Raw genomic sequence first — 12,413 nt, forward strand, 5'->3', positions numbered from 1 at the left:
CGCAGGTCGGACGCGGTCACCGGCCATCCCGGCGCACAGGTCACCGGCAGTCCGTGCCCGTCGCCTCACCCCGGGTAGACCGGTGCCGACCCGTCCTTGACCACCTTCTGCCACTGCGCTCCGGACGGCAGCCGGACGATGCCGTCCTCGGAGTACGCCACCAGCGGCAGCCGGTCGTCCTCGGACGCGGCGATCTTCTTCACGCCGGTCAGCGCGGTCGGCGCCGGGCCCTCCGGCGTGGAGCCGTCGACCTGGACGTAGCGCATGGTCTTCACGCCGCCCTCCTCGCGCCCGGCGACCACGAGCCGGCTGTCCCCGGCCCAGGACATGTCGGTGACGTCCTCGAACTCGGGTGTGGCCGAGCGCAGTTCGAGGACGGAGATCACCGGCCGTCCGTTGGCGCCGCTGTCGCGTTCGATCCGCCCGATGAGCAGCGAGCGCCTGCCGCCCTTCTCCACCACGAGTGCGACACGCACCCCGTCGACGGCCACCCGCACCGCCTCGATGCGCCCGTCCAGGCCGGGTGTGCGCACCTCGACGGGTGAGCCCGCGCCCTGCTCGAGCACGAGCAGCCGCGCGTGCTTGGGATCGCGGTCGGCCACCCACAGGTCGCCGTCGCCGTCCCAGCTGGGCGTCGTCAGCCGGTCCTCGACCGCACTGCCCTGGCTGTGCAGGACGGGGTCGCCGAGCGAACTGCCCGACGCCATGGAGGCGACGTACAGGTTCCCGCCGTCGATGCTGACCCCGGCCGCGGTGTGCTCGTCGCGCGACACCGCCGCCGACCCCAGTTGCGCGCCGCTCTCCCCGAACGCGCCGGGCACCGGATCGGTCTGTGTCCGGTTGCCGTCGGCGGAGAGCCGGACCAGACGGTGTTTGTCGTCGATGAAGTACAGGTAGGACGGCTGCTGCAGCGAGCCGTGCGTGGCCACCGCCTCGGCTCTGCCCAGGGGCAGGTCGCACAGCCGGTGGCCGTCGGCGCGTTCCAGCTCGACCTCCTCCACGGTGGGCGTGAGGCTCTGCAGCGTGAACAGCAGCTGCGTCGCCATCTCCGCGCACCTGCGCTCCCCCACCCGCGCGGATCCGGTCTCCAGCGGCACGGTCAGCTTGTTCTGGTCGTCGGGCGCCAGCGAGGCGACCCCCTTCTTCAGCCCCGCACCGGTGGGGAAGCTGGAGCGCACCACCGGGCCCAGCCACCTGGTGGGCCCGTTCAGCAGGGAGCGCACGATCTGCGTCGTCGGGTCCACGCGCCGACGCACGTACACCGGGTCCGCGACGGCCGCCAGCCGCGCGCCGGAGCCGGTCGGCGTGTTGGAGGCGAAGTAGTACTTGTCGACGGACAGGTAGTTGCGCTGGAAGTCCGACTTGCCCATGACGACGCCCTGCGGCAGCTCGTCGATGCGCCACTGCCCGGACTTCTTGTCGCGCGTGAGGTGCAGGGTCTGGCGGTAGCGCCTGGTGACGGGCGTGTACGACTGCTGCGCGTCGACCGTGGCCACCTGGTCGCCGGCCAGCCTGACCAGGTAGTCGTCGGTGTCCTCCCGGTTGTGCGGGGAAACCGCCCGTATGGCGGGCGCGCCGGCGAGCACGGTGGTGGACCACTCCGGGTGCCAGGCCTGCGCGGCCCGGGCCGTGAGGTACTTGCGCGCCGTGTCGTAGTGCGGATCGTCGCTGGTCAGAGCCTCGAGGAAGCCCTGAACAATCTCCGGGGGCTGCGCGTCCTCGCTGGGCGGCATGGCGAACACCCGGACCTGCGCGTCCTGGCGCGGTGTGGACTCCACGTCCCGCAGGTCCCCGCTGTCGGGCATCGAGGCGCACCCGGCCAGCAGGACGGCACCGCACGCGGCGTACGCCACCGCGCGCACCGGCCGCCGTACGCCCCGCGTACGCCCCGCGCGGCCCTCGCGATCCGCGCCCCCCACGCGATCCGCGCCTCCCTCGCGGTCAGCGCCCACGGAATGCCTCCCCATGCTCCTTCTGCGCCCCCTCGGGCCCGACCTCCGACTTCCTGCCGTCGGCGGCCCTGCCCGGCTCGGTCTCCGCAACCGGCCTCCCGGCATCCTCCGCCGGCCCGTCGGTGTTCTCCGCGTTCTCCGCGTTCTCTGCGTTCTCCGCGTTCTCTGCCGCCCCTGCCGTTCCGGCCGACGGCGCGTCCGGCACCGGCCCGCCCGCGTCCGGCGCATCCGGCCCGCCCGTGTCCGGGGCCGCCGTATCCGCCTCCGCCGAGCCCGCGCCGGCCGCCTCACCGGCGGCATCCGCGCTGTCGGCCCCGGCGACATCTCCGGCACCATCCGGGCCACCGGCATCACCGGCCCCACCGGCAGTGTCCTCCGCACGCCGTGCTCCCGCCGCCGGCCGGGCCACCACGCGCGCGCCGCTGCCGGGCAGCGCGGTCGGGTCGGCGGTGGGCGGCACCATGGCCAGCCGCGGCACGATCGGATCCCGCGGCAGGGGCGTCGGTGCGGTGGGCGGCTGCGCCGGTACGGTGGCGCGCTTGTCTCCGTCGCGTGGCCCGCCGGCGTCGTGCAGACCGCGGTTGCGCCGCGAGTCCGTCGGCTCCAGCGGTATGGGCGAGCCCCGCAACGGCTCGTCCAGGCTCTGCGGCAGGGTCAGCCGGAACTGTGAGCCGCCTCCCGGCTCGCCCCAGGCCTGCAGCCAGCCGCCGTGCAGCCGCGCGTCCTCCAGCGCGATGGACAGGCCCAGGCCCGTACCGCCGGTGGTACGCGCGCGTGCCGGGTCCGCCCGCCAGAAGCGGTTGAAGACGCGCGTGGCCTCGCCGGGCTTGAGCCCGACGCCGTAGTCGCGCACGGCGACGGCGACCGCGCCGCCCGCCGCGGCGAGCTTGACCACGACGTCGCGGCCCTCGCCGTGCTCGACGGCGTTGACCACGAGGTTGCGCAGGATGCGCTCCACCCGGCGCGCGTCGGCCTCGGCGACGACGGGCTGCTGGTCGCCGACCACGCGGATGCGGCTGCCCTTGCGCTCGGCGAGCGGCTCGGCGCCGCTGACGACGCGCCGCACCACGTCCCGCAGGTCGATCGGCTCGGCCTCCAGGGCCGCCGCGCCCGCGTCGAAGCGGCTGATCTCCAGCAGGTCCGCGAGCAGCGACTCGAACCGGTCGAGCTGGTCGGCGAGGAGTTCCGCCGACCGCGCGGTCACCGGGTCGAAGTCGCCGCGCGCCTCGTGGATGACGTCGGCGGCCATCCGCACGGTCGTCAGCGGGGTGCGCAGTTCGTGGGAGACGTCGGAGACGAACCGGCGCTGCATCCGCGACAGCTCCTCCAGCTGGCTGATCTTCTGCTGGAGGTTCTGCGCCATCTTGTTGAAGGCCTCGCCGAGCCGCGCGATGTCGTCCTCGCCGGTGACCTTCATCCGCTCCTGCAGCCGTCCCGCGGAGAGCCGCTCGGCGACCCCGGCGGCCATCCGCACCGGTGTGACGACCTGCCGCACCACCAGCCAGGCGATGGCCCCGAGCAGGACGACGACGAAGAGGCCGGCCGTCGCCAGGGTGCCCTTGACCAGGCTGAGCGACTTCTCCTCCTGGGTGAGCGGGAAGAGGTAGTACAGCTGGTAGGGGTCGCCGTTGGGGTCGTTGAGCTGCTTGCCGATGACCAGGCCGGGCTGGGGGGCCTTGCCGCCGGTCTTGTAGACGATGCGGGTGTAGCTGCGCGCGGCGGTGGTGCCCTCGCCGATCCGCGCGCGCAGGTCCTCCGGAACGCTGGCGGTCGGGTCGACGGTGCCGGAGGCGCGCGGTCCGCGCCCGCCGCCGGCGTTGCCGCCGGCCGGCAGGGTCACCACGTCGAAGGCGCCCTGGCCGCCGCTGGAGAGGGAGGCGACGAGGTCGCTCATCCACTGGATCACGTTCTGCGACTCGCGGCCGTCCGCCGCGGAGCCGTCGTCGCCGGTACCGGTGACGACCTCGTCCGCCTTCTGCTTGGCCACGGCGAACCCGCCGGTGGCCTGGCTCTGGGAGGCCTTGACCTTGGCCTCGAGCAGCCCGTTGCGCACCTGGCCGATGACGACGAACCCCAGCAGCAGCACCACGCCGAGCGACATCAGCAGCGTGCTGACCACGACCCGGAGCTGGATGTTGCGCCGCCACAGCCGCATCACGGGCAGCAGCGGCCGGCGCACCCAGCGCAGGATCAGCCGCAGCACCGGGCTGCCCTGGACGCCGCCCTGCAGCAGTCCGCCCTCCAGCAGCCGGGCCCAGTGGGAACCCGCCCGGCCCACAGGCCGCCCGACGCGCGTTCCGGACCGGCCGGGCGCCGAGGCGGCACTGTTCTGCGACATGTCAGGCCGGCCCCGCCTTGTAACCGACGCCACGGACGGTCACCACGATCTCCGGCTTCTCCGGATCCTTCTCGACCTTGGACCGCAGGCGCTGCACGTGCACGTTGACCAGGCGCGTGTCGGCCGCGTGCCGGTAGCCCCACACCTGCTCCAGCAGCACCTCGCGGGTGAAGACCTGCCACGGTTTGCGGGCCAGCGCCACCAGCAGGTCGAACTCCAGCGGGGTGAGCGCGATCGACTGCCCGTCCCGCTTCACGGAGTGCCCGGCGACGTCGATGACGAGGTCGCCGATGGTCAGCTGTTCCGGCGCCGGCTCCTCGGACCTGCGCAGCCGCGCCCGGATGCGGGCGACGAGCTCCTTCGGCTTGAACGGCTTCACGATGTAGTCGTCGGCGCCCGACTCCAGGCCCACCACGACATCGACGGTGTCGCTCTTGGCCGTCAGCATGACGATCGGTACCCCGGACTCCGCCCGGATCAGACGGCACACCTCGATGCCGTCACGGCCGGGCAGCATCAGGTCGAGCAGCACCAGGTCCGGCTTCGTCTCACGGAAAGCAGCCAGCGCCTTGTCGCCGTCGGCCACGAAAGACGGCTCGAAACCTTCACCACGCAGCACGATGCCGAGCATTTCGGCCAGTGCGGTGTCGTCGTCGACGACAAGGACTCGTCCCTTCATAAACGACATCATCCCATTCTCGTAACAGTGGCGAAGGTGCGGGTGAGGCACGTCACTGGCTCGTGACGATAGTCGTACGACCCCGCCGCTGTCTGCCCTGGTCCGCACCCGCGGGCGTCGGGAACACGTCGATCACTGGCCGAATCCTTGCGCACCACGGACGACCGCGCCGCCCACTTGGGCAGATCGGCGCGAACGCCCCTTCGTTCCGGTTCGTTCCGGCGAGCGCGGTCCGGGCCCCGGGCCGCCCCGGCGGACCGGGCCGGACACCCGCCCGGACCGCGCTCGCCGTGTCTCAGCCGTTGCCGGCGGCCTGCGACGACCGGGCGCGCTGCTCGGCGAGCGCCTCCGCGGTCACGGGCGACACCGCGCCCTCCTCGGTGACGATCGCCGTGATCAGCTCGGGCGGGGTGACGTCGAAGGCCGGGTTGTACGCCTGCGTCCCCAGCGGCGCGACCGGGGTGCCGGCGCCCGCACCGACCACGGGCGCCTGCGGTACGACGAACTCGGTCACCTCGTGCCCGGGCCGCTGCTCGATCTCGATGGCCGCCCCGTCGGGGGTGTCCGGGTCCACCGTCGTCACCGGCGCCACCACGATGAACGGCACGTGGTGGTAGCGGGCGAGCACCGCGAGCGGATAACTGCCCACCTTGTTCGCCACCGAGCCGTCGGCGGCGATCCGGTCGGCGCCGACCAGCACCGCGTCGACCTCCCCGGCGGCGAACAGCGAACCGGCCGCGTTGTCGGTGAGCAGCGTGTACGCCATGCCGTGCCGGGCCGCCTCGTACGCCGTCAGGCGCGCGCCCTGCAGCAGCGGCCGCGTCTCGTCCACCCACAGCCGCCGCAGCCGCCCGGCGCGGTGCGCGGCCAGCGCCACGGCGAACGCCGTACCCTCACCGCCGGACACCAGCGCGCCGGTGTTGCAGTGGGTGAGGATGCGGTGCCCGCCGCCGGGCAGCAACTCGTCCAGCAGCGCCAGCCCGTGCTCGGCCATGCGGGTGCTGGCCTCGGCGTCCTCCCGGTGCAGCTGCCGCGCCGCCGCCAGTGCCGCCTCGGCGGCCTGCCCGGTCGTGCCGCCCTTGGCGAGCGCCGCCCGGTGGGCGGACAGAGCGCGCTGCACGCCGACGGACAGGTTCACCGCGGTGGGGCGGGCGCCCGCCAGGGCGGTGGCGGCCTCGTCCACGTCGAAGCCGCGTGCGGCGGCGAGCGCGACGCCGTAGGCGCCGGCGATGCCCAGCAGCGGCGCCCCGCGCACCGCGAGGCTCCGGATCGCCTCCACCAGCGCGGACGCGTCCGTGCACACCAGCTCGACCTCCTCGGCCGGCAGTCTGGTCTGGTCCAGGAGCACCAGGACGGGGCCCTCGGGCGGCTCCTCCCAGCGGATCGCCGGGATCGCCGGGGCGTCGGTCGGCCGGTTGTCCTCGCGCGTGTGCGCGTATTGATCAGCCATGCGATCAGTCTGCCCCTTTTTCGGCGGACAATTGAAGGTGTGCTGCGTCCACCGCGGCCGGTCGCCCCCTGACCACCCCATGGCACGATGGCTCCCGACCTGCCGCCGCGACCGCGAACGGGCACCGTGAAGGAGCGATGATGAACGACACTCCGGGCTGGGTCCCGCCCGGATCCACCCCGCCCGACCAACCGGGCGACGGGCGGGCATCCGACGCGTCCGGCGCCGACCGGCCCGGCAGCGCCGACCGGCCCGGCGGCTCCTCCGCGCCCGCGGACCAGCCGGACGCACCTCCGCAGCACCCCGGCGCCCAGTGGTCCCGGCAGCAGCCGCCACCGGGCCAGTGGACCGCGCCCACGGCGCCCCAGGGTCAGGACCAGGCCCCGGGCCAGACCCCGCCCCCGCCGCCGCCCGGCCCGGGCTGGGGCACCCCGCCCCCCGCGGGCCCGGCCGGCCCCGGCGCCTACGGCGGCCCCGGCGGCTGGGGCGGCTGGCAGACGCCCGGCTACGGCGGCTGGGGCGGCCCCCCGCCCGCGGCCAAGCCCGGCGTGATCCCGCTGCGCCCGCTGGGCGTGGGCGAGATCCTCGACGGCGCGGTGTCCACGATGCGCACCTACTGGCGCACGGTGCTGGGCATCTCGCTGATCGTCGCGGTCTTCTCGCAGGTCGTCCTGGTCCTGCTGCAGGGCCTGTGGCTCAAGGACACCGCCGACGCCGACGCCCTCGGCGACCCGAGCGCGACCCCGGAGGAACTGGGCCGCGCCCTGGGCGACACGTTCCTCGTCCTCGGCGTCGGCGTGCTGATCTCGCTGATCGGCACCGTGCTGGCGACCGCGCTGCTCACCACGGTCACCAGCCGCGCGGTGCTCGGCCGGCCGGTGACGGCCGGCGAGGCCTGGCGGGACGCCCGCCCGCAGGTGCCCAGGCTGTTCGGTCTGGTCTTCCTGCTGATCCTCATCTCCGGTGTCGTCACCGGTGCCGGCATCACGCCGGGCATCCTGGTCGTCGCGGCGGGATCCACGGCCGCGGGTGCCGCGCTGGCCGTCCTCGGCGGGCTGGCCGGGCTGGTGGTGACGCTCTGGCTGATGATCCGGTTCTCGCTCGCCTCGCCCGCCCTCATGCTGGAGAAGCAGAGCATCCGCAAGGCGATGAGCCGCTCCACGAAGCTGGTCCGCGGCAACTGGTGGCGTGTCCTCGGCATTCAGCTGCTGGCCGCGGTCCTCGCGGAGATCGTCGCCGCCATCGTCGTCGTCCCCTTCAACCTCCTCGCCGCCGCGTCCAGCGGTGGGGTCGGCATGTTCCTCACCGCCGACGGCGCCGCCTTCAGCTGGACGTACCTCGTCATCAGCGGCATCGGCGCGGTGATCGGCTCCACCATCACCTTCCCGATCTCGTCGGGCGTGACCGTGCTGCTCTACATCGACCAGCGCATCCGCCGCGAGGCCCTCGACCTGGAACTGGCCCGCGCCGCCGGCGTCCCCGGCTACGGCTCCGCCCCTTCCGGCACCACCCCGGGGAGCTGACGCGGTGCACCTGACGGGGGGAGTCCTCACCGCCGTACCGGCACTGCCGCGCACGGCCGTACGGCTCGCGCTGCACGCGGCCGGCCCGGCACCGGCCGGCCGCAGGGCCGTGCGGGCGCTGCCGGCCTCCGACGACGCGCCGCCGCTGACGATCCCGCGCGACCCGGCGCGGGAGGCGGCCCGACGCGAACTGTCGAAGCGGATGTACCACCAGAACGAGCCGAGTCTGCTCCAGCGCGCCCTGGACGCCTTCTGGGACTGGCTCGACAAGGTCTTCCACGCGGCCTCCACCGCCTCCCCCGGCGGCACGACCGGCCTCGTCGTCATCATCGTCGCGGTCCTCGCCGTGCTGGCCGCCCTGTGGTGGCGCCTGGGCACCCCGCGCCGCGCACCCGCCGCCACGGCGGCCCTGTTCGACGACCGTCCGCGCAGCGCCGCCGAACACCGCGCCGCCGCCGAGGCGCACGCCGCCCAGGGCCACTGGAACCAGGCCGTCCAGGAACGCATGCGGGCCATCGTCCGCTCCCTGGAGGAACGCGCCCTGCTGGACGTCCGCCCCGGCCGCACCGCCGACGAGGCCGCCGCCGAGGCCGGCCGCGTCCTGCCCGAGCACACCGGGCGGCTGCACACCGCCGCACGGGACTTCGACGACGTCACATACGGCGGACGCCGGGCCACCGAGGAGTCGTACCGGCGCATCGCCGGCCTCGACCGCGACCTGCAGGCCACCCGGCCACGGCTCACCACCACCGGCGGCAGCGCGGACACCGGCGCCGGTGCGGCGCCCGGCATTCGCCCGGGAGCGGCCGGATGACGACCCCCGAGGCCACGCTCCCGGCCACCACTTCGACCTCCCCCACCGCCCGCCACCTGTGGACCCGCGCGCGGGCCGTTCTGCTCGCCCTGGTGATCCTGCTGGCGGGAGCCGTCGCGATCGCCGTGCTGCGCTCGGACGCCCGGCACGGCCGCCTCGACCCCCGTTCCGCCGACCCCTCCGGCAGCCGCGCCGTCTCCCGGCTCCTCGCCGACCGCGGGGTGTCCACGCGGGTCGTCACCACGCTCGACGAGGCCCGCGCCGCCGCCGGCCGGAACACCACCCTCCTGGTCGCCGTGCCCGACCTGCTGACACCCCGTCAGCAGAAGCGGCTGCACGCCGCGACCGCCGGCTCCGGCGGCCGCACCGTCCTCGTCGCCCCCGGCCCCGCCTCCGTCGAACGGCTCGTCCCCGGCGTCAGCGCCGACCCCGCCGTCAGCTTCGACACCGCCCTGTCCCCCCACTGCGACCTGCCCGCCGCCCGGCGCGCGGGCACCGCCGACACCGGCGGCATCCGCTACACCACCCCCCTCCTGGACGCCGACCGCTGCTACCCCAGCGACCGCCTGCCCACCCTGCTGCGCGTCCCGCAGACCGCCGGGAGCGGCGACACCGTCGTCCTCGGCGCCCCCGACATCCTCTACAACCGCCGCCTCGACCAGCAGGGCAACGCCTCGCTCGCCCTGCAACTCCTCGGCTCCCGCCCCCATCTGGTCTGGTACCTCCCCTCCCTCTCCGACGACACGGCCCCCGACTCCGGCGAGCGCAGCTTCTTCGACCTGATCCCCTCGGGCTGGCTGTGGGGCACGCTGCAGCTCTTCGTCGCCGCCGCCGTCGCCGCCGCGTGGCGGGCTCGCCGGCTCGGCCCCCTCGTCCCCGAACGGCTCCCCGTCGCGATCCGCGCCTCCGAGACCGTCGAAGGCCGCGCCCGCCTCTACCGCAAGGCCGACGCCCGCGACCGCGCGGCCGCCGCCCTGCGCTCCGCCACCCGCACCCGCATCGCCCCCCTCGTCGGCGTCCCCGTGGCCCAGGCGCACACGCCCGAGGCCCTGCTCCCCGCTCTCTCCGCCCACCTGCAAAGGAACGGACAGTCCCTGCACGACCTGCTCTTCGGCCCGCCGCCCCGCGACGACGCGGCCCTGATCACCCTCACCGAACAGCTCGACGCCCTCGAAAGCGAGGTACGCCGTCCATGATGGACCCGACCACTGACAATGCCGGGCAGACCGGGCACCGGGCCGATGCCCGCGCCGCCCTGGAGGCCCTGCGCGCCGAGATCGCCAAGGCCGTGGTCGGCCAGGACCCCGCCGTGACCGGCCTCGTCGTCGCCCTGCTGTGCCGCGGCCACGTCCTGCTCGAAGGCGTCCCCGGCGTCGCCAAGACGCTCCTCGTCCGCGCCCTGGCCTCCGCTCTCGACCTCGACACCAAGCGCGTCCAGTTCACCCCGGACCTGATGCCGAGCGACGTCACCGGCTCCCTCGTCTACGACAACCGCAGCGCCGAGTTCTCCTTCCAGCCCGGCCCGGTCTTCACCAACCTCCTCCTCGCCGACGAGATCAACCGCACTCCGCCCAAGACCCAGTCCTCGCTGCTGGAGGCCATGGAGGAACGCCAGGTCACCGTCGACGGCACCCCGCGCCCGCTGCCCGACCCGTTCCTGGTCGTCGCGACCCAGAACCCGGTCGAGTACGAGGGCACCTACCCCCTGCCCGAGGCCCAGCTGGACCGTTTCCTCCTCAAACTCACGGTCCCCCTCCCCTCCCGCCAGGAGGAGATCGACGTCCTCACCCGGCACGCCGCCGGCTTCAACCCGCGCGACCTGCGCGCCGCCGGCGTACGCCCCGTCGCCGGCAGCGCCGACCTCGAGGCCGCCCGCACCGCCGTGGCCAAGACGACGGTCTCCCCCGAGATCGCCGCGTACGTCGTCGACATCTGTCGCGCCACCCGCGAGTCGCCGTCCCTCACCCTCGGCGTCTCCCCCCGCGGCGCGACCGCCCTGCTCGCCACCGCCCGCGCCTGGGCCTGGCTGACCGGCCGCGACTACGTCATCCCCGACGACGTCAAGGCCCTCGCCCTGCCCACCCTGCGCCACCGCGTCCAGCTGCGCCCGGAGGCCGAGATGGAGGGCGTCACCGCCGACTCCGTCATCAACGCCGTCCTCACCCACGTCCCGGTCCCCCGCTGATGGCCCCCACCGGACGCGCCGCCCTCCTGGCGGCCCTCAGCTCCCTCCCCGTCGGCATCTGGGACGCCGGCTGGACGGGCATCCTCGCCGTCAACGTCCCCCTGGCCGCCGCCTGCGCCTGCGACTACGCCCTGGCGGCCCCGGTGCGCCGCCTGCTCCTGACCCGCTCCGGCGACACCTCGGTACGCCTCGGCGAACCCGCCGACGTCACCCTCACGATCACCAACCCGTCCCGGCGCCCGCTGCGCGCCCGGCTCCGCGACGCCTGGCCGCCGAGCAGCTGGCAGCCCGGCACGGAGACGGCCGCGTCCCGGCACCGGCTGACCGTCCCGCCGGGCGAGCGCCGCCGGGTCACCACCCGCCTGCGCCCCACCCGCCGCGGCGACCGCCACGCCGACCGCGTGACCATCCGTTCCTACGGTCCCCTCGGCCTGTTCGCCCGCCAGGGCACCCACAAGGTCCCGTGGACGGTCCGCGTGCTGCCCCCGTTCACCAGCCGCAAGCACCTGCCGTCCAAGCTGGCCCGGCTCCGCGAACTGGACGGCCGCACCAGCCTGCTGACCCGCGGCGAGGGCACCGAGTTCGACAGTCTGCGCGAGTACGTCCCCGGTGACGACACCCGCTCCATCGACTGGCGCGCCACCGCCCGCCAGTCCACCGTCGCCGTACGCACCTGGCGTCCGGAACGCGACCGGCACCTCCTCGTCGTCCTCGACACCGGCCGCACCTCCGCCGGCCGGGTCGGCGACGCCCCCCGCCTCGACGCGGCGATGGACGCCGCCCTGCTCCTGGCCGCGCTGGCCTCCCGAGCCGGCGACCGCGTCGACCTCCTCGCCTACGACCGCCGCGTCCGCGCCCTCGTCCAGGGCCGTGCGGCCGGCGACCTCCTGCCGTCCCTGGTCGACGCCATGGCCACGCTGGAGCCGGAGCTCGTCGAGACGGACGCCCGGGGCCTGGCCTCGACCGCCCTCCGTACGGCGCCACGCCGCTCCCTGATCGTCCTGCTGACCACGCTCGACGCGGCCCCCGTCGAAGAGGGCCTCCTGCCGGTCCTCCCCCGGCTCACCCAGCGCCACACGGTGCTGGTGGCCTCCGTCGCGGACCCCCGCATCGCCCGCATGGCCGGGGCCCGCGGCACCACGGACGCGGTCTACGAGGCCGCAGCAGCGGCCCAGGCCCAGGCCGAACGCCACCGCACCGCCGAACAGCTCCGCCGCCACGGCGTCACAGTCGTCGACGCGACGCCCGACGCCCTGGCACCGGCGCTGGCGGACGCGTATCTGGCACTGAAGGCGGCGGGACGATTGTGAGCGACCGGGGCCTCCTGGCCCCGGAATGCCGTCCCCGGCACAGAGACCGGAAAACGCAGAAAACCCCCGCATCGGTGATGCGGGGGTTTTCCCAATAATTGTTCGGCGGCGTCCTACTCTCCCACAGGGTCCCCCCTGCAGTACCATCGGCGCTGTAAGGCT

The 12,413-nt window shown here is 74.7% G+C and carries 9 protein-coding genes; 5 read left to right on the plus strand and 4 right to left on the minus strand.

The window, feature by feature from the left end; all coding sequences use genetic code 11:
- Nucleotides 1-65 precede the first annotated feature (65 nt).
- The 4 genes from IE225_RS27880 to mtnA all read right to left on the minus strand — a co-directional run bounded on the left by IE225_RS27880 (nt 66) and on the right by mtnA (nt 6,419).
- Nucleotides 66-1,967 carry an LpqB family beta-propeller domain-containing protein gene (locus tag IE225_RS27880; protein WP_190060396.1) on the minus strand — a complete coding sequence of 634 codons (1,902 nt, stop codon included), beginning with the start codon at nt 1,965-1,967 and terminating at the stop codon, nt 66-68.
- Nucleotides 1,942-4,290: an MtrAB system histidine kinase MtrB gene (gene mtrB, locus IE225_RS27885; protein ID WP_229880130.1), complete on the minus strand. Its 2,349-nt coding sequence runs from the start codon at nt 4,288-4,290 to the stop codon at nt 1,942-1,944. Before mtrB ends, IE225_RS27880 begins: the two co-directional genes overlap by 26 nt.
- A 1-nt stretch (nt 4,291) precedes the next feature.
- On the minus strand, nt 4,292-4,981 hold the full coding sequence (gene mtrA, locus IE225_RS27890) for a two-component system response regulator MtrA (RefSeq protein WP_190060397.1): 690 nt from the start codon (nt 4,979-4,981) through the stop codon (nt 4,292-4,294).
- Between the two features lie 283 nt (nt 4,982-5,264).
- Nucleotides 5,265-6,419: an S-methyl-5-thioribose-1-phosphate isomerase gene (gene mtnA / locus IE225_RS27895; protein WP_190060398.1), complete on the minus strand. Its 1,155-nt coding sequence runs from the start codon at nt 6,417-6,419 to the stop codon at nt 5,265-5,267.
- A gap of 140 nt (nt 6,420-6,559) precedes the next feature.
- On the opposite strand from mtnA, the gene IE225_RS27900 reads away from it, so the two are divergent.
- The 5 genes from IE225_RS27900 to IE225_RS27920 are packed head-to-tail and all read left to right on the plus strand — an operon-like array spanning nt 6,560 to nt 12,251.
- The gene (locus IE225_RS27900; protein WP_190060399.1) at nt 6,560-7,942 is read left to right on the plus strand and encodes a DUF7847 domain-containing protein; all 1,383 of its coding nucleotides are present in this window, start codon (nt 6,560-6,562) and stop codon (nt 7,940-7,942) included.
- A gap of 4 nt (nt 7,943-7,946) precedes the next feature.
- Entirely contained in the window at nt 7,947-8,756 is an 810-nt protein-coding gene (locus tag IE225_RS27905; protein WP_190060400.1) for a DUF4129 domain-containing protein, read from the plus strand.
- The gene (locus tag IE225_RS27910) at nt 8,753-9,952 is read left to right on the plus strand and encodes a DUF4350 domain-containing protein (RefSeq protein WP_190060401.1); all 1,200 of its coding nucleotides are present in this window, start codon (nt 8,753-8,755) and stop codon (nt 9,950-9,952) included. The genes IE225_RS27905 and IE225_RS27910 overlap by 4 nt, the downstream gene beginning before the upstream one ends.
- A complete protein-coding gene (locus IE225_RS27915) occupies nt 9,952-10,941 on the plus strand; it encodes an AAA family ATPase (RefSeq protein ID WP_190060406.1) in 990 nt (329 codons plus the stop codon). The genes IE225_RS27910 and IE225_RS27915 overlap by 1 nt, the downstream gene beginning before the upstream one ends.
- The gene (locus IE225_RS27920) at nt 10,941-12,251 is read left to right on the plus strand and encodes a DUF58 domain-containing protein (protein WP_190060402.1); all 1,311 of its coding nucleotides are present in this window, start codon (nt 10,941-10,943) and stop codon (nt 12,249-12,251) included. Before IE225_RS27915 ends, IE225_RS27920 begins: the two co-directional genes overlap by 1 nt.
- The last annotated feature ends 162 nt before the right edge of the window (nt 12,252-12,413 follow it).

It is taken from the genome of Streptomyces echinoruber (assembly GCF_014651135.1).
Taxonomy (GTDB): domain Bacteria; phylum Actinomycetota; class Actinomycetes; order Streptomycetales; family Streptomycetaceae; genus Streptomyces; species Streptomyces echinoruber.